31 protein-coding genes and 5 tRNA genes are annotated in these 25,393 nt (G+C 38.5%); all 36 read right to left on the reverse strand.

Translation table 11 applies throughout. From position 1 onward, the window contains the following. Window positions 1-56 precede the first annotated feature (56 nt). The 36 genes from rpsN to rpsU all read right to left on the reverse strand — a co-directional run bounded on the left by rpsN (window position 57) and on the right by rpsU (window position 25,331). Window positions 57-359 (reverse strand): 30S ribosomal protein S14, encoded by a 303-nt coding sequence (gene rpsN, locus XYLOR_RS08915; protein ID WP_036878603.1) that lies wholly within the window; start codon window positions 357-359, stop codon window positions 57-59. 5 nt (window positions 360-364) lie between these two features. Further along, window positions 365-919: a 50S ribosomal protein L5 gene (gene rplE / locus XYLOR_RS08920; RefSeq protein ID WP_036878606.1), complete on the reverse strand. Its 555-nt coding sequence runs from the start codon at window positions 917-919 to the stop codon at window positions 365-367. Beyond that, entirely contained in the window at window positions 919-1,239 is a 321-nt protein-coding gene (gene rplX / locus XYLOR_RS08925) for a 50S ribosomal protein L24 (protein ID WP_036878609.1), read from the reverse strand. The genes rplE and rplX overlap by 1 nt, the downstream gene beginning before the upstream one ends. A gap of 19 nt (window positions 1,240-1,258) precedes the next feature. Continuing rightward, window positions 1,259-1,624, reverse strand: a complete 366-nt coding sequence (gene rplN, locus XYLOR_RS08930; protein ID WP_036878611.1) for a 50S ribosomal protein L14 — start codon at window positions 1,622-1,624, stop codon at window positions 1,259-1,261. Between the two features lie 2 nt (window positions 1,625-1,626). After that, window positions 1,627-1,884 carry a 30S ribosomal protein S17 gene (gene rpsQ / locus XYLOR_RS08935; RefSeq protein ID WP_051509049.1) on the reverse strand — a complete coding sequence of 86 codons (258 nt, stop codon included), beginning with the start codon at window positions 1,882-1,884 and terminating at the stop codon, window positions 1,627-1,629. Window positions 1,885-1,895: 11 nt separating this feature from the next. Beyond that, entirely contained in the window at window positions 1,896-2,090 is a 195-nt protein-coding gene (gene rpmC, locus XYLOR_RS08940; protein ID WP_036878617.1) for a 50S ribosomal protein L29, read from the reverse strand. A 5-nt stretch (window positions 2,091-2,095) separates the two neighbouring features. After that, window positions 2,096-2,524, reverse strand: coding sequence for a 50S ribosomal protein L16 (gene rplP, locus XYLOR_RS08945; RefSeq protein WP_036878620.1), 429 nt, complete (start codon window positions 2,522-2,524; stop codon window positions 2,096-2,098). A gap of 16 nt (window positions 2,525-2,540) precedes the next feature. Continuing rightward, entirely contained in the window at window positions 2,541-3,266 is a 726-nt protein-coding gene (rpsC, locus tag XYLOR_RS08950) for a 30S ribosomal protein S3 (protein WP_036878623.1), read from the reverse strand. Window positions 3,267-3,274: 8 nt separating this feature from the next. Continuing rightward, entirely contained in the window at window positions 3,275-3,691 is a 417-nt protein-coding gene (rplV, locus tag XYLOR_RS08955) for a 50S ribosomal protein L22 (RefSeq protein WP_036878629.1), read from the reverse strand. Between the two features lie 35 nt (window positions 3,692-3,726). Further along, on the reverse strand, window positions 3,727-3,993 hold the full coding sequence (gene rpsS, locus XYLOR_RS08960) for a 30S ribosomal protein S19 (protein ID WP_036878632.1): 267 nt from the start codon (window positions 3,991-3,993) through the stop codon (window positions 3,727-3,729). A 21-nt stretch (window positions 3,994-4,014) separates the two neighbouring features. Further along, complete coding sequence (gene rplB, locus XYLOR_RS08965; protein WP_036878636.1) at window positions 4,015-4,839, reverse strand: 50S ribosomal protein L2; 825 nt, start codon at window positions 4,837-4,839, stop codon at window positions 4,015-4,017. A 6-nt stretch (window positions 4,840-4,845) separates the two neighbouring features. Next, the gene (gene rplW / locus XYLOR_RS08970) at window positions 4,846-5,139 is read right to left on the reverse strand and encodes a 50S ribosomal protein L23 (RefSeq protein WP_036878639.1); all 294 of its coding nucleotides are present in this window, start codon (window positions 5,137-5,139) and stop codon (window positions 4,846-4,848) included. Between the two features lie 13 nt (window positions 5,140-5,152). Further along, window positions 5,153-5,782: a 50S ribosomal protein L4 gene (gene rplD, locus XYLOR_RS08975; RefSeq protein ID WP_036878643.1), complete on the reverse strand. Its 630-nt coding sequence runs from the start codon at window positions 5,780-5,782 to the stop codon at window positions 5,153-5,155. Next, a complete protein-coding gene (gene rplC / locus XYLOR_RS08980) occupies window positions 5,782-6,396 on the reverse strand; it encodes a 50S ribosomal protein L3 (RefSeq protein WP_036878645.1) in 615 nt (204 codons plus the stop codon). The genes rplD and rplC overlap by 1 nt, the downstream gene beginning before the upstream one ends. Before the next feature lie 21 nt (window positions 6,397-6,417). After that, window positions 6,418-6,723, reverse strand: coding sequence for a 30S ribosomal protein S10 (gene rpsJ, locus XYLOR_RS08985; RefSeq protein ID WP_021582852.1), 306 nt, complete (start codon window positions 6,721-6,723; stop codon window positions 6,418-6,420). 94 nt (window positions 6,724-6,817) lie between these two features. Then, complete coding sequence (gene fusA, locus XYLOR_RS08990; protein WP_036878650.1) at window positions 6,818-8,935, reverse strand: elongation factor G; 2,118 nt, start codon at window positions 8,933-8,935, stop codon at window positions 6,818-6,820. Window positions 8,936-8,962: 27 nt separating this feature from the next. Continuing rightward, window positions 8,963-9,439: a 30S ribosomal protein S7 gene (gene rpsG / locus XYLOR_RS08995; RefSeq protein WP_036878652.1), complete on the reverse strand. Its 477-nt coding sequence runs from the start codon at window positions 9,437-9,439 to the stop codon at window positions 8,963-8,965. A gap of 127 nt (window positions 9,440-9,566) precedes the next feature. Then, window positions 9,567-9,947 carry a 30S ribosomal protein S12 gene (rpsL, locus tag XYLOR_RS09000; protein ID WP_036878653.1) on the reverse strand — a complete coding sequence of 127 codons (381 nt, stop codon included), beginning with the start codon at window positions 9,945-9,947 and terminating at the stop codon, window positions 9,567-9,569. A 254-nt stretch (window positions 9,948-10,201) separates the two neighbouring features. Beyond that, window positions 10,202-10,522, reverse strand: coding sequence for a DUF3467 domain-containing protein (locus tag XYLOR_RS09005; RefSeq protein ID WP_036880970.1), 321 nt, complete (start codon window positions 10,520-10,522; stop codon window positions 10,202-10,204). A gap of 231 nt (window positions 10,523-10,753) precedes the next feature. Continuing rightward, complete coding sequence (gene rpoC, locus XYLOR_RS09010) at window positions 10,754-15,097, reverse strand: DNA-directed RNA polymerase subunit beta' (protein WP_036878655.1); 4,344 nt, start codon at window positions 15,095-15,097, stop codon at window positions 10,754-10,756. Window positions 15,098-15,136: 39 nt separating this feature from the next. Further along, window positions 15,137-18,961 carry a DNA-directed RNA polymerase subunit beta gene (rpoB, locus tag XYLOR_RS09015; RefSeq protein ID WP_036878661.1) on the reverse strand — a complete coding sequence of 1,275 codons (3,825 nt, stop codon included), beginning with the start codon at window positions 18,959-18,961 and terminating at the stop codon, window positions 15,137-15,139. 104 nt (window positions 18,962-19,065) lie between these two features. After that, window positions 19,066-19,446, reverse strand: coding sequence for a 50S ribosomal protein L7/L12 (gene rplL / locus XYLOR_RS09020; protein WP_036878664.1), 381 nt, complete (start codon window positions 19,444-19,446; stop codon window positions 19,066-19,068). Between the two features lie 50 nt (window positions 19,447-19,496). After that, complete coding sequence (gene rplJ / locus XYLOR_RS09025; RefSeq protein WP_036878666.1) at window positions 19,497-20,015, reverse strand: 50S ribosomal protein L10; 519 nt, start codon at window positions 20,013-20,015, stop codon at window positions 19,497-19,499. Between the two features lie 19 nt (window positions 20,016-20,034). After that, complete coding sequence (gene rplA / locus XYLOR_RS09030) at window positions 20,035-20,727, reverse strand: 50S ribosomal protein L1 (RefSeq protein WP_036878668.1); 693 nt, start codon at window positions 20,725-20,727, stop codon at window positions 20,035-20,037. A gap of 21 nt (window positions 20,728-20,748) precedes the next feature. Further along, window positions 20,749-21,189: a 50S ribosomal protein L11 gene (rplK, locus tag XYLOR_RS09035; protein ID WP_036878671.1), complete on the reverse strand. Its 441-nt coding sequence runs from the start codon at window positions 21,187-21,189 to the stop codon at window positions 20,749-20,751. A 58-nt stretch (window positions 21,190-21,247) separates the two neighbouring features. Continuing rightward, a complete protein-coding gene (gene nusG, locus XYLOR_RS09040) occupies window positions 21,248-21,793 on the reverse strand; it encodes a transcription termination/antitermination protein NusG (RefSeq protein ID WP_036878674.1) in 546 nt (181 codons plus the stop codon). An 11-nt stretch (window positions 21,794-21,804) separates the two neighbouring features. Further along, on the reverse strand, window positions 21,805-21,996 hold the full coding sequence (gene secE / locus XYLOR_RS14175) for a preprotein translocase subunit SecE (RefSeq protein ID WP_084608582.1): 192 nt from the start codon (window positions 21,994-21,996) through the stop codon (window positions 21,805-21,807). 17 nt (window positions 21,997-22,013) lie between these two features. Continuing rightward, window positions 22,014-22,087, reverse strand: a tRNA-Trp gene (locus tag XYLOR_RS09045). Window positions 22,088-22,141: 54 nt separating this feature from the next. Next, window positions 22,142-23,335 carry an elongation factor Tu gene (gene tuf, locus XYLOR_RS09050; protein WP_036878676.1) on the reverse strand — a complete coding sequence of 398 codons (1,194 nt, stop codon included), beginning with the start codon at window positions 23,333-23,335 and terminating at the stop codon, window positions 22,142-22,144. A gap of 78 nt (window positions 23,336-23,413) precedes the next feature. Then, window positions 23,414-23,485 (reverse strand) — tRNA-Thr (locus tag XYLOR_RS09055). A gap of 2 nt (window positions 23,486-23,487) precedes the next feature. Next, window positions 23,488-23,563: transfer RNA gene (locus XYLOR_RS09060), tRNA-Gly, on the reverse strand. Window positions 23,564-23,579: 16 nt separating this feature from the next. Next, window positions 23,580-23,661: transfer RNA gene (locus XYLOR_RS09065), tRNA-Tyr, on the reverse strand. A 25-nt stretch (window positions 23,662-23,686) separates the two neighbouring features. Beyond that, window positions 23,687-23,760: transfer RNA gene (locus tag XYLOR_RS09070), tRNA-Thr, on the reverse strand. A 100-nt stretch (window positions 23,761-23,860) separates the two neighbouring features. Then, window positions 23,861-24,160, reverse strand: coding sequence for a ribosome hibernation-promoting factor, HPF/YfiA family (gene hpf / locus XYLOR_RS09075; RefSeq protein ID WP_036878678.1), 300 nt, complete (start codon window positions 24,158-24,160; stop codon window positions 23,861-23,863). 18 nt (window positions 24,161-24,178) lie between these two features. Beyond that, window positions 24,179-25,060, reverse strand: coding sequence for a tyrosine-type recombinase/integrase (locus tag XYLOR_RS09080; protein WP_036878680.1), 882 nt, complete (start codon window positions 25,058-25,060; stop codon window positions 24,179-24,181). Window positions 25,061-25,139: 79 nt separating this feature from the next. Beyond that, on the reverse strand, window positions 25,140-25,331 hold the full coding sequence (rpsU, locus tag XYLOR_RS09085) for a 30S ribosomal protein S21 (protein ID WP_036878682.1): 192 nt from the start codon (window positions 25,329-25,331) through the stop codon (window positions 25,140-25,142). Window positions 25,332-25,393: the final 62 nt, after the last annotated feature.

Genomic DNA, 25,393 nt, shown 5'->3' on the forward strand with positions numbered 1-25,393 from the left:
ATATAAATGTTTAATTAATCGGGAGTCCCCGACAATATTAAAAAATGTTCTTTAAATTACCAACTGGCCTTCTTTACTCCAGGTATTAAACCGTTAGAAGCCATTTCACGGAATTGAATACGTGAAAGACCAAATTGACGGATATATCCCTTTGGACGACCAGTTATCTTACAACGATTATGCAAACGGATTGGGTTTGCATTACGAGGAATACTTTGAAGTTTGCGTGCTGCTTCATAAGCTTCTGCAGGATCATCGCTTGTTGCGATTACCGTTTTCAATGCTGCGCGTTTTTCTGCATAACGAGCTACCATTTTAGCGCGTTTAACTTCGCGAGCTTTCATTGATTCTTTAGCCATATCTCTTAATCGTTTTTAGAATTTTTGAATGGCAGACCAAATCCTTTAAGGAGTGCAGAACCTTCTTCATCAGTGTTAGCTGATGTAACGAAAGTAATGTTCATTCCTTGAATACGATCTACAGTATCGATGTTGATTTCAGGAAATATAATCTGTTCCTCAATTCCAAGTGTATAGTTACCACGACCATCAAACTTGCTCTCAATACCCTTAAAGTCACGAATACGAGGAAGCGCAACACGTACTAATTTCTCTAGGAATTCGTACATACGTTCACGACGAAGAGTAACCATAACACCGATAGGCATTTTTTTACGAAGCTTAAAATTCGCAATATCTTTCTTTGAATATGTAGCGACAGCTTTTTGTCCTGTTATTGTAGTGATTTCGTTTATCGCTACGTCTACTATTTTCTTATCTTGAGTTGCATCACCTAAACCTTGATTGATAACGATCTTTTTCAAGACTGGAATCTGCATAGTCGAAGAATAATTAAACTGTTTTTGCAGTGCTGGAGCTATGCTCTCAACATATACATTCTTTAATTGTGCTGTATTCATTATTTAATTTCCTCCCCTGATTTTTTAGCGATACGAACTTTTGTTCCATCCTCATTTTTCTTAATTGAAATACGAGTAGCTTTACCACTTTTAGGATCAATCAAACTCAAATTAGAAATCTGTATTGGGGCTTCTTGTTTAACAATTCCACCCTGAGGGTTCTTAGCGCTTGGTTTTGTGCTCTTTGAAACGACATTAATGCCCTCAACAATAGCACGGTTTTCTTCTACCAAGATCTTTAGCACCTTACCAGTTTTGCCCTTATCATTACCTGAAAGGACAATAACTGTATCGTTTTTCTTTATATGTAACTTGCTCATTACTTCTATTACTTAAATGTTAAAGTACCTCAGGTGCCAACGAAACGACTTTCATATTGACTGCACGTAACTCACGAGCTACAGGGCCGAAAATACGGCTACCACGAAGTTCACCTGCATTGTTCAACAAAATACAAGCATTATCGTCAAAGCGGATATAAGAACCATCTGCTCTACGAATTTCCTTCTTTGTGCGAACAATTAAAGCCTTTGATACTGCACCTTTTTTCAAATCACTTGACGGGATGACGTTTTTAACTGCAACGACAATAACATCACCCACACTTGCGTAACGACGACGTGTTCCACCAAGGACGCGGATACATAGAACCTCACGAGCGCCGCTATTATCACATACTGTAAGTCTTGATTCTGCTTGTATCATAATTACTTAGCTTTTTCAATTATTTGAACTAATCTCCATCTCTTTGTTTTGCTCAAAGGACGAGTCTCCATAATGAGTACTGTATCACCTACATTAGCCTCATTTTTCTCATCATGTACATGGTACTTTTTTGTTTTCTGAACAAACTTACCATATATTGGGTGCATTTCCTTAAATTTAGCAGCAATAACAATGGTCTTATCCATTTTATCGCTAACAACGACACCCGTTCTTGTCTTTCTTAAATTTCTTGTTTCCATCTGGACCATTGTTATTTATTGAGTTCTCTCTGACGGAGTTCTGATTTCATACGTGCTATATTTCGACGAGCAGCCTTAATCTGTAATGGATTCTCCAGTGGAGTAATAGAGTGGTTCAACTTCATTTGGTTGTATTTTGCCACTTCATTTTCTATTCTCTCTGCTAAGTCCTTAGCATCAAGTTCTCTTACTTCTTTAATCTTCATAATAATTAAGCGTTTTTATCGAAATCACGTCTAACAACAAACTTAGTCTTAACAGGTAGTTTCTGTGCTGCAAGGCGCAAAGCCTCTTTAGCAATATCAAAAGAAACGCCTTCTACTTCAAAGAGGATACGTCCTGGTGTAACAGGAGCGACCCAGCCTGCTGGATCTCCTTTTCCTTTACCCATACGTACGTCTGCAGGTTTACGAGTTATTGGTTTATCTGGAAAGATACGAATCCAAACTTGACCTTCGCGCTGCATGTAACGGTTGACAGCTACACGAGCTGCCTCAATCTGACGACTATCCAACCATTTGGCCTCTAGAGTTTTGATTCCAAATGATCCGAAAGCCAATTGTGTACCTCTGTGGGCGTTGCCTTTGTTGCCACGTCCGTCTTGGGGTCTTCTATATTTTACTCTCTTAGGTTGTAACATGATAGCTTCTTACTTTTTAGCGGTTATTGTTTCTCTTACGGTTTCTTCCAGGCTTGCCACCATTCTGGCGACTATTATTATCTTTGCTCTGTGAGAAGTTAGGTGTTAAATCACGTTTTCCATAAACTTCACCACGGCAAATCCAAACCTTTATGCCCAGTAGACCTACCTTTGTAAGAGCTTCTGCCTGGCAGAAATCGATATCTGCACGAAAAGTATGCAAAGGAGTACGTCCTTCTTTATACATTTCTTTACGGGCCATTTCAGCTCCGTTTAATCGACCTGCAATTTGAACTTTAATACCTTCAGCTCCAGAGCGCATTGTATTAGCTATAGCCATTTTAATTGCACGTCTATAAGCTATTTTACCTTCAACTTGACGAGCTATATTATTAGCTACTATAGAAGCATCAAGTTCTGGCTTCTTTACTTCAAAGATATTAATTTGTATCTCTTTATCATAGAGTTTTTTCAACTCTTCCTTCAGTTTGTCAACATCTTGACCACCTTTACCAATGACAATGCCCGGACGAGCTGTACAAACAGTAATGGTAACTAGTTTCAAAGTACGTTCGATGACAATACGAGATACGCTAGCCTTAGCCAAACGCTCGTTAAGATACTTTCGGATTTTAGAATCTTCTACTAAATTATCTCCGAAGTCTTTGCCTCCAAACCAATTTGAATCCCAACCTCTGACAATTCCTAAACGGTTGCTTATTGGATTAACTTTCTGTCCCATTCTATTAATTATTTATCATTAGTTTTAGCGTCTGATGCTTTCGTCTCGACAAAGAGTGTGACGTGGTTAGAACGTTTACGGATTCTGAAACCTCTTCCCTGAGGTGCTGGTCTCATACGCTTGAGAGTTACGCCTTCATCAACGAAGACCTTACTAATGTATAATTCACCATCCTCAGCTTTGCGGTCATTCTTTGTTTCCCAGTTTGCAATAGCAGAGCGGAGAAGTTTCTCTACGTCAGCTGCTGCAGCTTTTTTAGAGAACTTCAAGACGCCAAGAGCGCGATTAACTTCCAGGCCGCGGATCATGTCTACGACATAACGCATTTTACGCGGAGAAGATGGCACGCCTTTCAACTTTGCGAAGTACAATGTTTTAAGGGCTTCTTTTCTTTTTTCAGCCGATATTTTTTTTCTTGCTCCCATTATTTTATCTTTTTATTTTCAATGGATTGACCTGCTTATCTTTTATTACCTGCATGGCCGCCGAACTTACGTGTCGGTGAGAATTCTCCCAACTTATGTCCAACCATGTTTTCTGTAACGTAAACAGGGATAAATTTATTTCCGTTATGAACTGCAACAGTGTGTCCCACAAAATCAGGGGAAATCATTGATGCTCTAGCCCATGTCTTAACTACACTCTTTTTACCACTCTCATTCATAGCGAGAATTTTCTTTTCAAGTGATACGTTAATGTATGGACCTTTTTTTAATGAACGACTCATAATTTACTCTAGTTAACTTTGTTATTTATTAGCTCTTTCGATAATATACTTGTTAGAAAGCTTCTTAGGAGCTCTTGTCTTAAGACCCTTAGCATATAAGCCCTTACGTGAACGAGGGTGTCCTCCAGACTGACGTCCTTCACCACCACCCATTGGGTGATCAACAGGGTTCATAACAACACCACGGTTATGAGGACGGCGACCCAACCAACGTGAGCGACCAGCCTTACCAGACTGCTCAAGAGCATGATCTGAATTTCCCACACTACCGATAGTAGCCTTACAAGCACTTAAAATCTGGCGTGTTTCGCCAGAAGGAAGTTTTATAACACAATAACTACCTTCACGAGAAGTCAACTGTGCAAAATTACCAGCCGAACGAACGAGCAATGCACCTTGTCCTGGACGTAATTCAATATTATGAATTACAGTACCAACAGGAATGTTAGCAAGAGGAAGTGAATTACCAATTTCTGGAACCGCATCCTTGCCAGACATCAAAGTTGCACCAACTTGCAATCCATTAGGAGCAATAATGTAACGTTTTTCACCATCAGCATAATTCAACAAAGCAATACGAGCCGAACGATTCGGATCGTATTCAATTGTTTTCACTACAGCTGGAACACCATCTTTCTCACGTTTAAAGTCTATCAAACGATACTTCTTTTTATGACCACCGCCGATATAACGAACCGTCATTTTACCAGTGTTATTTCTACCACCTGAAGAACGTTTACCGTAAACGAGAGACTTTTCTGGTACGGATGCAGTAATGTCCTCGAACGTACCAATAATTTTGTGTCTTTGACCCGGGGTTACCGGTTTTAATTTACGTACTGCCATTTTTATTTAAATATTGCTGTAAAAATCTATAGTTTCACCGTCTTTTAATGTGACGATTGCTTTCTTAAACGCATTTTTCTGTCCTTTAACAAGACCTGCCTTTGTATAACGGCTTGAGCGTTTACCTGCATAGCGAACAGTGTTTACATCCATTACTGTAACATTGTACAGTCCCTCGATTTCTTTCTTAAGTTCAAGCTTATTTGCTTCAGGACGCACAATGAAGCCATAGCGACTAGGCTGCTTCTCTGTTACTTTAGTCATTTTCTCAGTGACTAATGGTTTTATTATATTTGCCATAATTATTGCCTCCTTATTTTGTTAAGATTCCATCGATAGTTGACAACGATTTTTCTGTCACAACAATTACATCTGCATTCAAAACTTTATAAGCATTGAGAGCAGAAGCTAGTATAACTTCGCTACGTTGTAAGTTGCGAGCTGACAAATATACGCTTTTATTTGCTTCTGGCAAAACGTATAGTACTTTTCTGCCGTCAACTTTAAGATTTTTTGACATTTCTATGAACTCTTTAGTCTTAGGAGTCTCGAAATTAAAATCTTCAACAATAAGTATAGCATTATCTTTTGCCTTGTAAGACAAAGCACCCTTACGGGCAAGAACTTTTACTTTTTTGTTTAATTTAAAACGATAATCGCGTGGCTTTGGACCGAAAACACGGGCACCACCAACTAGTATAGGTGAATTAATATCACCACGACGAGCACCACCGCCACCTTTCTGGCGTCCCAACTTACGAGTCGAACCAGAAATTTCACTTCTTTCCTTTGATTTAGCCGTACCCTGACGCTGATTAGCGAGATATTGCTTTACATCAAGATAAAGGACATGGTCATTAGGTTCTATTCCGAAGATAGATTCGTTTAACGTAACCTTTCTTCCAGTGTCTTCACCTTTGATATTTAATACGTTAATTTCCATTATTTCTCAATTAATACGGTTGAACCAATACAACCAGCTACAGAACCCTTAACAAGAATAAGGTTATGTTCCGGTATTACTTTTAACACTTTGAGGTTTTGAGTAGTTACTCTATCTCCTCCCATTTGACCACCCATGCGCATTCCTTTAAAAACCTTGGCTGGATAAGAACAAGCACCGATTGAACCTGGCTTACGCAGACGGTCATCCTGACCGTGAGTACTCTGACCAACTCCACCGAATCCATGACGCTTTACAACACCTTGGAAGCCATGTCCCTTTGATGTTCCTACAACGTCAACAAAATTTGCTCCTTCGAAGATATCTACAGTGATTGTATCACCTAGATTATACTCTTCATTAAATTTGAACTCAACCAAGTGTCTCTTAGGTGTTGTACCCGCTTTTTTAAAGCATCCCATCATAGGTTTTGTGGTGTTCTTTTCTTTAGCTTCACCAAAACCTAGCTGAATTGCCTTGTAACCATCTGTTTCGACAGTTTTAACTTGGGTAACAACACAAGGACCAGCTTCGATAACAGTGCACGGTACATTTTTACCGTCGGCACTGAAAACGGATGTCATTCCGATTTTTTTTCCAATTAATCCTGGCATTTCAATTAATATTAAAAATTACTATACTTTGATTTCTACTTCAACACCGCTTGGTAATTCAAGTTTCATAAGCGCGTCGACGGTTTTAGCTGTAGAGCTATATATGTCTATAAGACGCTTAAAGTCGCTCAGTTGGAACTGTTCACGAGCTTTCTTATTAACGAATGTACTACGGTTCACCGTATAGATACGTTTGTGTGTTGGCAATGGAATAGGACCGCTAACAATAGCGCCTGTTGCCTTTACAGCCTTCACAATTTTTTCTGCTGACTTATCAACCAATTTATGGTCATAAGACTTCAGCTTAATTCTAATTTTCTGACTCATTATTTTTATTATTAAATTATAACTAGAGAAAAGGGGTAAACTGTTTAAGAGTCATTCGCTAAACAGTTCCCCGATTCTTATCTAATTAGATTTTCTACACTAAATCCGCACGTCCCTTTACTTCTTCAAGGACAGCCTTAGCAATTGAACTTGACATAGGAGCATGATGATCATATTCCATTGAGCTTGTAGCACGTCCAGATGTAATAGTACGGAGAGCTGTCACATATCCAAACATTTCAGATAGAGGGACCATTGCTTTGATTACACGGGCTCCGCTACGAGCTTCATCCATTCCTTCAACCTGTCCACGACGTTTATTCAAGTCACCTATAACATCACCCATATTCTCTTCTGGAGTTATCACTTCAAGTTTCATGATTGGTTCCATAAGTACAGGACCTGCTTTAATACATCCATTCTTATATGCATTGATTGCTGCAAGTTCGAAAGACAACTGATCCGAGTCAACAGGATGGAATGAACCATCCACAAGGACGACTTTCAGGCTGTCCACTGGATAGCCACCAAGTACACCATTCTTCATTGCATTCTCAAAGCCTTTCTGAACAGAAGGAATAAATTCCTTAGGAATATTACCACCTTTGACCTCGTTTACAAATTGAAGTCCACCATCTTTAAAGTCAGCATCTACAGGGCCTACATTAACAATAATATCAGCGAATTTACCACGGCCACCACTCTGTTTCTTATAAACCTCACGGAGATTAACCGTTTTAGTAATTGCCTCTTTATAGTTAACTTGCGGTTTTCCTTGGTTACATTCCACCTTAAATTCACGTTTCAAACGATCAATAATGATATCTAGATGAAGTTCACCCATACCTGAGATAATAGTTTGTCCGCTCTGTTCATCAGTACGAACTGTAAATGTAGGATCTTCTTCTGCCAGTTTAGAAAGACCAGTATCCATCTTGGCTACATCAGCTTGACTCTTTGGTTCTACAGCAACCGAAATAACAGTATCAGGGAATGACATTGATTCAAGTACAATAGGATGATTTTCATCACAAAGAGTATCTCCTGTACGTATATCCTTAAATCCAACACCAGCTCCAATATCACCAGCATCTATCGATTCCATTGCGATTTCCTTATTTGAGTTCATCTGGAATAAACGACTTATACGTTCCTTCTTACCAGAACGAGGATTATAAACATAAGAGCCTGCTGCTATTTTACCTGAATATACACGGAAAAACACCAAACGCCCCATATAAGGGTCAGTTGCTATCTTAAACGCTAAAGCTGATGTTGGTTCTTCATCACTTGGCTTGCGGTCTTCTTCCTCATCTGTATCCGGATTACTTCCAACAATATTTTCAGTATCAAGGGGAGATGGTAAGAAAGCACATGTATAATCCAATAATGGTTGTACACCTTTATTTTTATATGAAGATCCACATATCATAGGAGTACAATCCATTTTAACGGTACCCTTACGAATCGCTGCGATAATTTCTTCTTCCGAAATTGAAGCGGGATCATCAAAATATTTTTCCATCAAAGCTTCATCATATTCAGTAGCTGCCTCAAGAAGTTTATTTCTCCACTCATCGCATTCGTCCTTAAGGTCTGCTGGTATATCTTCAATAGAATATTCAGCTCCCATTGTCTCATCGTGCCATAGGATAGCCTTCATTTTAATAAGATCAACAACACCCTTAAAGTTTTCCTCTGCACCGATTGGCACCTGTAGAACAATCGGATTTGCTCCCAGTATAGTTTTCATCTGTTCAACAGTCTCAAAAAAGTCTGCGCCAGAACGGTCCATTTTATTAACATAGCCAATACGTGGAACATTATACTTATCTGCTTGACGCCAAACAGTCTCAGACTGTGGTTGAACTCCATCTGCAGCAGAATAAGTTGCTACTGCTCCATCAAGAACACGAAGAGAACGTTCAACTTCAGCTGTAAAGTCAACATGCCCTGGAGTATCAATCAAATTTATTTTATATTCATCACCATTCCAGTTCCAGTTACATGTAGTAGCGGCTGAGGTAATAGTAATACCACGTTCTTGCTCTTGAGCCATCCAGTCCATTGTAGCTGCACCATCATGCACTTCACCAATCTTATGAGTTTTTCCGGTATAATACAAGATACGCTCAGAAGTTGTAGTTTTACCGGCATCAATATGAGCCATGATACCGATATTACGAGTCAAATGTAAATCTTGTTTTGCCATGATTCTTTTTACCTTTATATATTACTATTAGAATCTAAAGTGGGCAAAAGCGCGGTTTGCTTCAGCCATGCGGTGCATGTCTTCTTTGCGTTTATAAGCGCCACCCTGATTATTAAAAGCATCCATTATTTCAGCAGCTAGTTTCTCAGCCATAGATTTACCGCCACGTTTACGAGCGAAAGCTATCATATTTTTCATTGATATACTCTCCTTACGATCAGCGCGGACTTCTGTAGGCACCTGAAAAGTTGCACCACCAATACGGCGACTTTTAACTTCCACTTGCGGTGTTATATTATCAAGAGCATTTTTCCAGATTTCGAGAGAAGATTTTTCCTCATTTGCCATTTTCTCTTTAACTGCATCTAGAGCATTGTAGAAAATTTCATATGAAGTACTTTTTTTCCCATCATACATCAGGTGATTTACGAATTTTGAGACCTTTTGGTCATTGTAAACGGGATCCGGTAAGATCACACGTTTCTTTGGTTTTGCTTTTCTCATTTTGTTTAAAAATTAATTCTGCATGGGGTTGTATTTATTGTTCTTCAACGCTTACTCTCAAGCATTTACTCAACCTGTATAACATTTCTCCAGCAAAACGTTTAATAAATTATTAACCTTTATAGGTTTACTTCTTAGTTTTAGGACGTTTAGCTCCGTATTTAGAACGACGTTGTGTACGGTTAGCTACGCCAGCTGTATCCAAAGTACCACGAACAATGTGATAACGTACACCTGGGAGGTCCTTAACACGTCCACCGCGAACCAAAACGATAGAGTGTTCTTGTAAGTTATGTCCTTCTCCCGGTATGTAAGAGTTTACCTCTTTCTGGTTTGTTAAACGAACACGGGCAACTTTTCTCATTGCCGAATTAGGCTTCTTAGGTGTTGTTGTATAAACACGAACACAAACGCCACGACGCTGAGGACATGAATCCAAAGCTGGTGATTTGCTCTTGTCAACAAGCACTTTTCTACCTTTTCTTACCAATTGTTGAATTGTAGGCATTTTATTACTTTTTTAATTTATATATTATTTTATTATTATCAACTTTTATGCAATGATCACAATAGACCATTTTGGGCTGCAAAGGTACTAAGAATTATTCAAAATACCTAATTTAAGAAGGTCCAAAAAAAAGTATACGCTATATTTTTTACTCAATATATACTTCTTTAACTTTAATTCACATACACATCAGTATATATCGATAATTAGGCTATCGATTATACCGAAATTAAGCATGTAGAAGTGCAAAGCGTTTACGCTTCACCCTTATTTATAGTAAAAGGTGCTATTGCACGCTCTTGTTGATCAGGAACTTTTATTTTTCCAAATTCATTTTCATACCGCAATATATTCTCTTGTAAAGCCTGCAAAAGACGTTTAGCATGCTCAGGGGCTATTATTACCCTACTACGGACAACAGCTTTAGGTACGCCCGGTAATATACTCGCAAAATCTAGTACAAAATCAGAACTGGAATGTGTTATTATAGCAAAATTTGCATATTCACCTTGAGCTAAATCTTGTGGCAAATCAATTTGAAATTGTCCTTGTGTTTTGTTTGGTTCATCAATCATTTTATTATTTTTTATAGTCTCTGATACAAAGGTAAACATTTTATTTCAAAAAACAAGAAACAAGACATAAAGCTTTTTTAAATTATTTATGGACTCAAACAAGACTTGAGTTAATCACATAAAATAAAGACACATCATAAATAGTAAATTCTGCACTTATAATAAAGAATGCTTATTGAAAAAATAAGGGCTATAACAACATTATTGTTATAGCCCTAAATATTAAGGTTTTTATTCTACGGTTTTCTGATCTGCTTGAATAGCATCAGACTGCTGACCTGCGAAATCAATAACATTTCGTTTATTAGCAATCATACGCTCATATTCTTCTTTAGACCCAACTACTAATTTGTCGAACTCTCTTAGGCCTGTACCTGCAGGTATTAAGTGTCCACAAATTACATTTTCTTTCATGCCCTCTAGTCTATCAACCTTTCCACGAATAGCAGCCTCATTCAAAACCTTTGTGGTTTCCTGGAATGATGCAGCAGACATAAAGCTCTTTGTCTGCAACGCAGCACGAGTAATACCCTGCAATATCTGTGTAGAAGTAGCAGGTACAGCATCGCGAACCTGAATTAATTTAAGGTCTCTACGTTTAAGAAGTGAATTTTCGTCACGCAATTTACGAGCTGTAACAATTTGGCCCTTTCTCAATGTATCACTGTCACCTATATCCAAAACTACCTTTTTACCCCATATGCGGTCGTTTTCTTCTGCAAAATCTAGTTTATCAACTATTTCTTGCTCCAAAAAGATAGTATCGCCTGGATCATTAATCTGGACCTTGCGCATCATCTGCCGAACAATTATTTCGAAATGCTTATCATTGATTTTAACACCCTGCAGACGATAAACATCTTGTACTTCGTTTACAATATATTCTTGTACTGCTGTAGGACCTTTAATAGCAAGGATGTCTGCTGGTGTTATAACTCCATCTGATAAAGGTGTACCTGCGCGCACAGCATCATCTTGCTGAACAAGAATTTGCTTTCCTAAGTTTACAAGGTACTTACGTTGTTCACCTGTTTTGCTAGTTACTATAACCTCACGATTACCACGTTTAACCTTACCCATAGTAACAACACCATCTACTTCGGATACTACAGCCGGATTTGAAGGATTGCGGGCCTCAAATAGTTCTGTAACACGAGGAAGACCTCCTGTGATATCACCGGCCTTTCCAACTGCACGTGGAATCTTAACGATAGTCTCACCTGTCTTAACGGTTTGCCCGTCATCAACATTCAAGTGACCACCAACTGGAAAGTTATATGTGCGGACTACCTCACCTGCAGAGTCAAGGATATCACAAGTAGGAACTTTATTTTTATCTTTAGACTCAGTTATAATCTTTTCGGTAAGACCTGAAGTTTCATCCGTCTCTGCACGATAGGTAACGCCTTCAATCACATCATTAAATTTCAATGTTCCTGCATTTTCAGTTACGATTACCGCATTGAAAGGATCCCATTGTGCTATTTTCTGACCTTTCTTTACACTATCACCATCTTTGAAATACAATGAAGAACCATAAGGTACATTCACAGTAGACAAGACAATTTTTGTATTCGCATCAACAAAACGTAACTCAGTGAGTCGGCTAACAACCATTTGACATTCCTTACCTTCTTCGTCAAATGGAACTGTACGCAATTCTTCGAATTCCAACTTGCAATCATTTTTAGCGACAATTGCTGCATTGGCTGCTGCGTTAGCAGCAACACCACCAGCATGGAACGTACGAAGTGTAAGCTGAGTTCCAGGTTCACCAATAGCCTGGGCTGCAATAACACCTACTGCCTCACCTTTCTGAACCATACGACTTGTAGCTAGGTTACGTCCATAACATTTTTTACATACGCCATGTTTACTTTCACAAGTAAGAACAGAACGAATCTCAACACTTTCAATTGGACTATCTTCTATAATTTGAGCAATTGGTTCAGTAATTTCCTCACCAGCTGAAATAATAAGTTCTCCAGTTGTCGGATGTATTATATCATGTACAGACACACGACCCAAAATACGTTCATATAGGGTAGAAATAACCTCATCTCCATTTTTAAGAGCTGTACAAACAAGTCCACGTAGTGTTCCACAATCATCTTCATTTATGATTACGTCATGAGAAACATCAACTAGACGACGAGTCAAATACCCAGCATCAGCTGTTTTCATAGCAGTATCAGCAAGACCTTTACGAGCACCATGAGTAGATATAAAGTATTCAAGCACACTCATACCTTCCTTGAAGTTTGAAAGAATAGGGTTTTCAATAATCTGAGCACCTTCAGCACCTGCTTTCTGAGGCTTAGCCATAAGTCCACGCATACCAGATAACTGACGAATCTGATCTTTTGAACCACGGGCACCTGAGTCAAGCATCATAAACACAGCATTGAATCCTTTATCCGCTTCCGTCATTTCTTTCATCAATACATTTCCCAAATCATTATTAACATGAGTCCATGTATCAATTACCTGATTATAACGTTCATTATCAGTTATGAATCCCATATTATAGTTTTCAGTAATCTGACGAACCTCTTCGTTACCTTTTTTAACTAATGTTTCCTTTTCTGGTGGAACTATAATATCATCAAGATTAAATGAAAGTCCTGCTAGATAAGCCATTTTATAACCAAGATTTTTAATTCCATCAAGGAATTCGCAAGCTCTCGCTGCGCCTGTAGTCTTAATTACTTTTGCAATAATATCACGAAGGCTTTTCTTTGATATAACAGCATTAATAAATCCAACTTCATCAGGTATTATTCCATTTACAATAACACGACCAACAGATGTTTCAACCATCTTTTTGACAATGTTACCATTTTCATCAAGATCATTAACTATTACATGTACACGAGCATGAACATCACATTTGCCTTCATTATGAGCAATAATTGCCTCTTCAGGACCATAAAATGTCAATCCCTCACCTTTTGCATCAGGGCGTAACTTTGTTATATAATAAAGACCAAGAACCATATCCTGTGAAGGTACTGTTATAGGAGCTCCGTTTGCAGGATTAAGGATATTATGACTTTGAAGCATCAATATCTGAGCCTCAAGAACAGCTTCATTACTTAATGGAAGATGAACAGCCATTTGGTCACCATCAAAGTCAGCATTAAACGCAGTACAAGCCAATGGATGCAACTGGATAGCTTTACCTTCAATAAGTTTAGGCTGGAAAGCCTGTATACCAAGACGGTGTAATGTAGGAGCACGGTTAAGCATAACAGGATGTCCTTTCATAACATTTTCAAGTATATCCCAAATAACCGGTTCACGACGATCAACAATCTTTTTAGCACTCTTAACCGTTTTTACAATACCACGTTCAATCAGTTTACGAATGATAAACGGTTTATATAGTTCTGCAGCCATCAATTTTGGAAGTCCACATTCACCCATCTTCAATTCAGGACCAACAACAATAACTGAACGCGCAGAATAGTCAACACGTTTACCAAGAAGATTTTGACGGAAACGACCTTGTTTACCTTTTAATGAATCAGAAAGCGATTTTAACGGACGGTTAGAATCACTCTTTACCGCACTACTCTTACGCGAATTATCAAACAAGCTATCAACAGCCTCCTGTAGCATACGCTTTTCATTACGTAAAATAACTTCAGGAGCCTTAATTTCCATAAGTCTCTTCAAACGGTTATTACGTATAATGACACGACGATACAAGTCATTTAAATCAGATGTAGCAAAACGTCCACCATCAAGTGGAACCAAAGGACGCAACTCTGGTGGTATAACAGGGATAATTTTCATTATCATCCACTCAGGCCTGTTAATTCCAGTACTACTTCTAAAAGCTTCTACCACCTGTAAACGTTTCAAAGCTTCATTTTTACGCTGTTGAGATGAATCGCTATTTGCACGGTCACGCAGTTCGTATGATAAAGAATCCAAATCAAGACGAGCCAAAAGATCATAAATTGCCTCAGCGCCCATCTTTGCGATGAACTTATTAGGATCATTATCTTCTAGATACTCATTTTCCTGAGGTAAATTATCTACAATGTCATTATATTCATCTTCAGACAACAAGTCCATTTTATGAGAACCGTTTAGCTCATTATCATCCTGGTCTTTTCTACCAGCAACAATGCCTGCCTGAATAACGACATATCGTTCATAATAAACGATAGCATCAAGTTTCTTAGTAGGTAGTCCAAGTAAATAACCTATTTTATTAGGCAAAGAACGGAAGTACCAAATATGTGCAACAGGAACGACCAATTCGATATGACCAGAACGTTCACGACGTACTTTTTTCTCTGTTACTTCCACACCACATCTGTCACATACAATACCTTTATACCTAATACGTTTATACTTGCCACAAGCACATTCATAATCCTTTGTTGGACCAAATATACGCTCGCAGAACAAACCATCACGTTCAGGCTTATATGTACGATAATTTATGGTTTCTGGTTTTGTAACCTCACCATACGAATTTTCTAGGATTTCTTCAGGAGAAGCAAGTCCTATGGTAATCTTCGTAAATACACTCTTTATCTTTGAATCTTTTTTAAAAGCCATAATTGTTATATCTATGTTGTTATGTAAAGAGTTTGACTGTTAATCTAGAGTTATGCTTAAACCTAATCCTCTCAATTCGTGCAGCAACACGTTAAGAGATTCAGGTATACCAGGTGTTGGCATTGGTTCTCCTTTAACAATTGCTTCGTAAGCCTTCGAACGTCCTACGACATCATCAGACTTGATAGTTAAGACTTCCTGTAATACATGACTTGCGCCAAATGCCTCAAGAGCCCAAACCTCCATCTCTCCGAAACGCTGTCCACCAAATTGTGCCTTACCACCTAGAGGCTGTTGTGTAATAAGAGAATACGGACCAATGCTACGAGCATGCATCTTATCCTCTACCATATGCCCAAGTTTCAAGAAGTATGTTATACCTACAGTAGCAGGCTGATCGAAACGTTCGCCTGTTTCACCATCATAAAGATGAGTAGAACAAAGTCTTGGAAGACCTGCTTTATCGGTCCATTCCTGAAGATCAGCAAGTTTTGCACCATCAAAAATAGGCGTAGCAAATTTTATTCCAAGTTTTCTTCCGGCAGCACCAAGAATAGCTTCAAATATCTGTCCTAAATTCATACGAGAAGGCACACCCAACGGGTTGAGCACCAAATCGACAGGACGGCCATCCTCTAAGAATGGCATATCTTCCTGACGTACAATTTTAGAAACGATACCCTTATTTCCATGACGTCCAGCTAGTTTATCACCAACACCTATTTTACGCTTTTTAGCAACATAAACTTTTGCCATCTGAAGAATTCCTGAAGGTAGTTCATCACCTATTGTAATAGCGAACTTCCTACGTTTTTGTTCTGCATCAAGCAATTTAGACTTCTTCAAGAAGTTTATAATAAGTTTAGCGATAAGATCATTGGTATGATCATCATTTGTCCACTTGTTCACCTGAATATCAGAGAATTCAAGAGCAGCAATGTGAGCAATTACATCCTTATCATTAAATTTACACCCTTTATTAATAAGTTCTATACCAGCATAATCTTTAATGCCTTGGCATATTTTATCTTTTGTAAGAGTTTCTATTTTAGCAATGAGTATTGCTTTTAGATCTTCAAGTTTGGCTACATATTCATCATCAATTTTCTGTAAGATAATTTTATCTTGCTGCTTTGATTGACGGGTCTTTACCGCACGAGAAAATAATTTTTTATCAAGAACCACACCTGTAAGCGATGGATTGGCTTTAAGAGAAGAATCCTTAACATCTCCAGCTTTATCTCCAAAAATAGCACGAAGCAATTTCTCCTCAGGAGAAGGATCACTCTCACCTTTAGGTGAAATTTTACCAATTAGGATATCACCAGGTTCTACACGAGCACCAACCCTTATGATACCATTGTCATCCAAATCTTTTGTAGCTTCTTCACTTACATTAGGGATGTCACTTGTGAACTCCTCAACACCTCGTTTAGTTTCGCGCACATCAAGAGAGTATTCATCAACATGTACAGATGTTAATACATCCTCACGTACAATTCGTTCGTTAAGAACGATGGCATCCTCATAGTTATAACCTTTCCAAGGCATATAAGCGACTAGAAGATTACGTCCAAGAGCTAATTCTCCATTTTCTGTAGCATATCCCTCTGTAAGTATATCTCCAGCCTTAACCCTTTGTCCTTTAGTACATATAGGGCGTAAATCTATAGTCATGCTTTGGTTTGTACGACGGAACTTAGGTATACGATATTCCTTGAGAGCGGGTTCAAAACTTACATACTCTTCTTCCTCTGTACGGTCATAAAGAATACGAATTGTTGTTGCATCTACATATTCGATAACACCCTCACCCTCTGCAGTTACCATAGTACGAGAATCCTCACAAACCTGTTTTTCAATTCCAGTGCCTACTATAGGAGCTTCATTATGAAGCAATGGGACTGCCTGACGCATCATGTTAGAACCCATCAATGCACGGTGAGCATCATCATGCTCCAAGAATGGAATCAAAGCTGCAGCAATAGAAGCGATCTGCTGAGGAGATACATCCATCAATTGAACCTCAGAAGGAGGAACAACTGGATAATCAGCATCCTGACGACATTTTACAAGATCACGTATAAATGTTCCATCATCATTAAGAGGAGCATTTCCCTGTCCAATAATTACATCTGATTCATCTTCAGCTGTAAAGTATATGACGTCCTTATTATCAAGATCTACTTTAGAATTGCTTACTTTACGGTAAGGTGTCTCTATGAAACCAAGTTGATTTATCTTTGCATATACACATAAAGAAGATATCAGACCAATATTAGGTCCTTCAGGACTCTCAATAGGACAAAGACGACCATAATGCGTATAATGCACATCACGAACCTCAAAACCGGCACGCTCACGAGAAAGACCTCCAGGGCCTAATGCCGACATACGGCGCTTATGAGTTACTTCAGCAAGAGGGTTAGTCTGATCCATAAACTGAGAAAGGGCATTTGTTCCAAAAAATGAATTGATAACACTAGATATAGTCTTAGCATTAATCAAGTCTGTTGGAGTAAACACCTCATTATCACGTACATTCATACGTTCCTTTATAGTGCGGCTCATACGTGCCAAACCTATAGAGAACTGATTGCCCAACTGCTCTCCAACAGTCCTTACGCGACGGTTGCTCAAATGGTCAATATCATCAACTGCAGCTTTAGAATTAATAAGCTGAATTAGGTACTTAATAATCTCTATTATATCCTCTTTTGTCAAGACACGGACATCCATTCCTGTATCAAGTCCTAATTTTCTATTTATGCGATACCGTCCGACTTCACCCAAATCATATCTCTTATCAGAAAAGAATAGACCTTGGATGACCTCACGAGCAGTACTATCGTCAGGTGGATCTGCATTACGAAGCTGTCTATATATATAAGTTACAGCCTCTTTTTCAGAGTTACTAGGGTCTTTTTGTAATGTATTAAATATAATTGAAAAATCAGATGCTACAGACTCATCCTTATGAACAAGCACAGTATGTGCACCACTTTCAATTATCTCTGCGATGTTGTCTTCATCAAGAATAGTTTCACGCTCAATAATAACCTCATTACGTTCTATTGAAACTACCTCACCTGTATCCTCATCAACAAAATCTTCTGTCCAACTTTTCAAAACCCTCGCAGCCAATTTACGTCCTACGCATTTTGATAGTTCCTTCTTATTAACCTTAACTTCCTCGGCTAAATCAAATATTTCAAGAATATTCTTATCATTCTCGAAACCGATGGCACGCAAAAGAGTTGTTACAGGTAACTTTTTCTTACGATCAATGTATGCATACATAACATTATTTATGTCAGTAGCAAATTCAATCCAAGAACCCTTGAATGGAATTATACGAGCTGAGTATAATAATGTTCCATTTGCATGAACACTTTGACCAAAGAAAACACCAGGAGAACGGTGTAACTGTGAAACAACAACACGTTCAGCACCATTGATAATAAATGTGCCATTATCTGTCATATACGGTATCGGTCCTAGGAATACATCCTGAACAACCGTATTAAAGTCTTCGTGCTCCGGGTCAGTACAAGACAATTTCAACTTAGCCTTTAAAGGTACGCTATATGTAAGTCCACGCTCCAAACATTCATCTATAGAATAGCGAGGCGGATCAATATAGTAATCCAAGAACTCAAGAACAAAATTATTACGAGTGTCGGTTATAGGGAAGTTCTCTGAGAACACCTTATATAATCCGTCATTCTTACGTTCCTCAGGCGGTGTGTCCAACTGAAGGAAGTCTTTGAAAGACTTTAATTGCACATCGAGAAAATCCGGATAGGGCATCGGATTCTTTACGCTGGCAAAATTTACTCTGTTATCAACGATTTTTGAAGCCATTAGCAGATAATGATAATAATACTATTTTCTAAATAAAAACGCAAAAAAGGTTAAGACTCTCTTACTTAGAGAATCTTAACCAAATTTTATTGTATAACAAGTTATTACTTGAGTTCTACCTTAGCACCTGCAGCTTCGATAGTTTTCTTCAAGTTTTCAGCCTCGTCTTTGGTCATACCCTCTTTCAATGTAGAAGGAACACCATCAACTAGATCCTTAGCTTCTTTCAAACCAAGACCACAAGCTTCTTTAACAGCCTTTACTACCTGTAGCTTTGTAGCACCAACTTCAGCGAGGATAACATCAAAAGATGATTTTTCCTCAGCTGCAGCAGCTGCACCACCTGCAGCAGGACCAGCAGCAACAGCAACAGCTGCAGCAGCAGGTTCAATTCCATACTCGTCCTTTAGGACTGTAGCCAACTCATTTACTTCCTTAACTGTCAAATTAACTAATTCTTCAGCAATAGCTTTTACGTCTGCCATTTTATTCTAAATTTTAATGTTTTTATTATTAATATTCTTGACTTAATTTTTTATTCAGGACGCTCTCCTAAAGTCTTCAGCACACCATGAATAGTGCCAGCGCCTGATTGAAGAGCTGATACGACATTCTTTGCCGGTGACTGTAGCAATGCCACAATATCTGCAATAACCTCGTTCTTGCTCTTTAGAGATACAAGATCATCCAACTTGTCTGAACCTACATAGAAACACTCCTCTGCATAAGCTGCTTTAAGAGCAGGAATTCCTTCCTTCTTAAAATCATTCAGCAACTTAGCTGGAACATTTGCAGTATTACAGAACATTACAGCTGTACTACCTTTCAAACAACCATAAACAGGTTCAAAATCAACATCTGAAGCCTCGAAAGCCTTGTGAAGAAGTTTATTCTTAACAACGACCATCTTGATTTCACTCTTAAAGCATTTACGGCGAAGGCTACTTGTTTTTTCAGCATTCAATCCAGTTACATCAACTAGATAAAAATGAGAAAATTCTTTCAACTTTTCTCCGAGCTCAACTATTATAGTATCTTTTACTTCCTTTTTCATTTTACTAAACTTTTACGAGTTATTCAACTGATTTAGGATCAATTTTGATACCTGTACTCATAGTGCTTGAAATAAAGATACTCTTAATATAAGTACCCTTTGCAGATGATGGTTTTAATTTGATAATTGTAGAAATAAATTCCTTAGCATTTTCAAATATCTGTTCAGCTGTAAAAGAAGCTTTTCCAATTGAAGTATGGACAATACCAGCCTTATCAACCTTAAAGTCTATTTTACCCTGTTTAACCTCTGTGACTGCTTTTGCAACATCCATAGTAACTGTACCGCTTTTGGGGTTAGGCATCAATCCTCTTGGACCAAGAAAACGACCCAAAGGACCAATTTTACCCATACAAGACGGCATTGTTATGATGACATCAATGTCAGTCCATCCACCTTTGATCTTTTCGATATACTCATCAAGACCAACGTAATCAGCACCTGCCTCTTTAGCAGCAGCTTCAGCATCCGGTGTACAAAGGCAAAGAACACGTGTAACCTTACCAGTACCATTAGGAAGTGATACGACACCTCTAACCATCTGGTTCGCTTTACGTGGGTCTACACCTAAGCGTACATCAATATCGAGTGAAGCGTCAAACTTGGTCGTGGTTACTTCCTTAACCAATTCTGATGCCTCTTTCAAAGAGTATGCTTTCCCTGCTTCAACCTTATCAGCTACTGATTTTTGATTTTTTGTCAGTTTACTCATTTTTTAAATTGAAGTTATTAATTATTTACCAGGGAAGTCCCCTTTTACAGTTATACCCATACTTCTTGCAGTTCCAGCAACTAGTTTCATAGCTGATTCTATGGTGAAACAATTCAAGTCAGTCATTTTATCCTCTGCAATAGCCTTTACCTGCTCCCAAGTTACAGATGCAACTTTTTTACGGTTTGGTTCTGCAGAACCGCTTTTAATTTTAACAATCTCTAGCAACTGTACAGCAGCAGGAGGAGTTTTAATTACAAAGCTGAATGACTTATCAGTGTAGTATGTGATAACAACAGGAAGAACTTTTCCTGCCTTATCCTGGGTTCTGGCGTTGAACTCTTTGCAAAATCCCATGATATTGATTCCCTTAGAACCTAATGCTGGTCCTACTGGAGGAGAAGGATTTGCAGCGCCACCTCTAATCTGTAATTTGATTAATCCAGCAACTTCTTTAGCCATTTCTAATTATTATTTATTTATTATTATAAAGAATTCCATGTACCGTAACAAATACAATTCATTCTTTTGTAACTTGCATAAAACCTAACTCAAGCGGAGTTTTACGTCCGAAGATCTTAACCATAACTTTAAGTTTACGTTTAACAGCGTTAACCTCTTCTATTACTCCACTGAAACCACTGAAAGGGCCGTCAATTACTTTAACAGTCTCATCAACAGAATAAGGTACATTAGTATCCTCTGTTGCCAATTCAGTCTCTTCAGCATTTCCTAGAATTCGATTTATATCCGACTGCTTTACAGGAGAAGGACAATCCATGCCGCCTAGAAAACCCAAAACATTAGGCATAAAGCGCAAAATATGCGCGATATCCGCATTAAGGTTCGCTTCTACCAATATATAGCCAGGGAGAAAAGTTTTCTCCTTAACTACACGTTTTCCGTTACGAACGCTTGCATGCTTTTCCATAGGTATTAAAACCTGTGAAACATGGTCAGCAAGAGTAACGTTGTGTTTAAGTTCAGCATCGATATATTCTTTTACCTTTACTTCCTTTCCACTTACGGCACGAAGCACGTACCATTTTTTTTCTGTTCCAGCCATTTCTAAAACGATTAACTTGGATAGACGTTGTTCATAATAAACTTAAAGACAGTATCCATTACAAACACAACAACAGCAATGACCAGGGAAGCTGATAATACGACCACTGCACTGTGTGTTAGTTCAGACCTTGAAGGCCAAGTAGTTTTATGCGCAAGTTCGTCATAACATGCCTTGCAATAATTAACTATTTTCTTAAACATAATGTTTATTATTTGGGCACGGGAAGAGAGACTCGAACTCCCGACACCTGGTTTTGGAGACCAGTGCTCTACCAAACTGAGCTATTCCCGTAAAAGAGGTTCCCGTAGATTAAGCGGGAACCTTACAATATATTCGTTTTAGATATTAATCCAAAATCTCTGTTATCTGTCCAGCACCTACTGTACGTCCACCTTCGCGGATAGCGAAACGAAGACCTACATTAATAGCTACTGCATAGATTAGTTCTACTGTGATAGTTACATTATCACCAGGCATTACCATTTCAACTCCTTCTGGGAGAGTAATTTCACCTGTGCAGTCCATTGTACGAAGATAGAACTGTGGACGATACTTATTTCCAAATGGAGTATGACGGCCACCTTCTTCTTTCTTCAAAACATATATCTGAGCCTTGAAAGTCTTATATGGCTTAATCTGTCCTGGGTGGCAAAGAACCATACCGCGTCTGATTTCAGCTTTGTCGACTCCGCGAAGAAGTATACCTACGTTATCGCCAGCTTCACCTTCATCAAGAATCTTACGGAACATTTCAACACCAGTAACAACTGATTTTTTATCTTCACCAAGACCTAGAAGTTCAACTTCATCACCAACCTTAACACGACCAGTTTCAATACGACCTGTAGCAACAGTACCACGACCAGTAATTGAGAATACATCTTCAACAGGCATCAAAAAAGGTTTATCAAGATCACGTGGAGGCAGTGGAATCCATGTATCAACAGCTTCCATCAATTCGAGAACTTTATCTTCCCATTTAGCAACGCCATTCAGCGCGCCAAGAGCAGATCCACGAATAATAGGAGTATTGTCACCATCATATTCATACTGATCAAGAAGTTCACGCATTTCCATCTCAACGAGTTCAAGCATTTCTTCATCCTCAACCATATCACATTTGTTCAGGAATACAACCAAGCGAGGTACATTTACCTGACGAGCGAGCAATACGTGCTCACGTGTCTGAGGCATAGGACCATCAGTTGCAGCTACAACGATAATAGCACCATCCATCTGAGCAGCACCAGTAACCATATTTTTTACATAGTCAGCGTGTCCCGGACAGTCTACGTGAGCATAATGGCGATTAGCTGTCTCATACTCTACGTGTGCAGTGTTAATAGTAATACCACGCTCTTTTTCCTCAGGAGCGTTATCAATCTGATCGAAAGACTTGATCTCATCACTCTTTGAGAAACCCTTCTCAGCAAGCACCTTTGTGATAGCTGCAGTCAGAGTGGTCTTTCCGTGGTCAACGTGACCGATAGTACCAATGTTAACATGCGGTTTGGTACGTTCAAATTTCTCTTTAGCCATAGCTTTTCTTGTTTTATTTATATAAATGAATAATCCGTGTTATTTATGCTTCTTTTTTAATAAAAAGAATTTTGGAAGAGCTGTAACCGAGACTTGAACTCGGGACCTCTTCCTTACCAAGGAAGTGCTCTACCACTGAGCTATTACAGCAGTGGAGCGGAAAACGGGACTCAAACCCGCGACCCCCAGCTTGGAAGGCTAGTGCTCTATCAACTGAGCTATTTCCGCAAAACTTCTTCTGATGTGGGTGGTGATGGATTCGAACCACCGTAGGCATAGCCAGCAGATTTACAGTCTGCCCCATTTGGCCACTCTGGTAACCACCCTTAATTAAACAACACAATCTTCTTGAGCCTCTTGTCGGATTCGAACCAACGACCCCGAGATTACAAATCACGTGCTCTGGCCAACTGAGCTAAAGAGGCAAATCCCTGCAGCCGTTAGGCTTGCGTTTTAGGACGTGTTGTAAAACGGCTGCAAAGATAGGCATTATTTTTAAACTACAAAAATTTTTCAAGGTTTTTTTTAATATTGGCGCATTTTTTCTTTATATTTTGCCAATTTGACCTTCATAGCATCAATACTTTGATCTACACTCTCCTCAAAAGTATCACACGTCTTTTCCACAAATAATGTACTCCCAGGTACTGCAACAGTTAGACTTACCTCTTTATTTAATGCTATTGCAGGCTTCACAATTTTTAATTGCACATCAACTTTTTGTATATCCTCAAATGTTTTCCCCAATTTCGCAATTTTTTTCTCAATAAATGCCTGTAATTTTTCAGTTGCATCAAAATGAATTGAACTAATTTTAATGTCCATAGTAACCTCCTTGTTTTATTAAGCCCTCGGATGGGCTTGGTTATACACTTTTTTTAACTGCTCAAAAGTTGTATGGGTATACACTTCAGTTGTTGTCAAACTTTGGTGCCCTAGCAGTTTCTTAACGCTTTCAAGATTCGCATTATGATTAAGCATAGCTGTAGCGAATGTATGTCTAAGTACATGAGGTGTACATTTTTTCAATGTACATACCATTTTAAGATACTTGGAGACTTCGTAACGCACCTGATTACGATTCATAGGTTTTCCCCTATCCGTGACAAACATTGAATCAGAAGACTCTATCAAAGATTCCTGTCTAATTTCGAGATATCTTTTTATTGCATCCGCAAGTTCTCTACCAAAAGGAATGATACGCTGTTTATTTCTTTTTCCGGTCACCTTTATCTTATAATCAACCAAATCAACAGAAGACTTTTCCATGTTTATAAGTTCCGAAAGTCTAATGCCGGTTTCATAGAACATCATGATTATAGTATACGCGCGAACATCTTTAAAAGAAGACCCGAACATATTACCATCCAAAAGTTCATCAATTTCTTTTTCTTTTAAGAACTGAGGCAAAGGTTTACTTTTTTTCGGACCAGAAAGAGTCCGGACAGGATCTGAGAGGACTAGACCTTGAGACATAGCAAAACGATAAAAGGAACGCAAAGCGCTCAATCTTCTATTGATTGAGGTAGCAGTGTTTCCTTTATCCATCATGCTCTCTATCCAATCACGGATAATATCAGAATCAACAGATTCCCACGAGAGATGAGTACCCAAATTTTTGAAATACGATTCGAATGATTCTAAATCTCGACCGTAGCTCTGCAATGTTAATATGGAATAATTCCGTTCATATTGCAAATAGTTCAAAAATTGTTTTATCATCATATAGACGTTGCTTTCATAATGTTATTCGGCAACGAATGTACGAATTAATTTTCGAACCACCAAATTTTTTCGAGATTTTTTATTCCTCGCTAGCTCTTAATTTCTGTACGTAAACAGCGTGTTCCATCTTAAGCCTCTTCAAAACAGAAGGTTTGTCATATTGCTGACGTGAACGGAGTTCTTTAACAACACCTGTCTTTTCGAATTTTCTTTTGAATTTCTTCAAGGCTCTTTCAATGTTTTCGCCTTCTTTTACTGGTACAACGATCATGTTCTTTTTATTTTAAATTTTTAAATTAAACCAATATTGCGGTGCCTTACCACAATTTGCGG

This window comes from Xylanibacter oryzae DSM 17970, from assembly GCF_000585355.1.
Classification (GTDB): Bacteria; Bacteroidota; Bacteroidia; order Bacteroidales; family Bacteroidaceae; genus Prevotella; species Prevotella oryzae.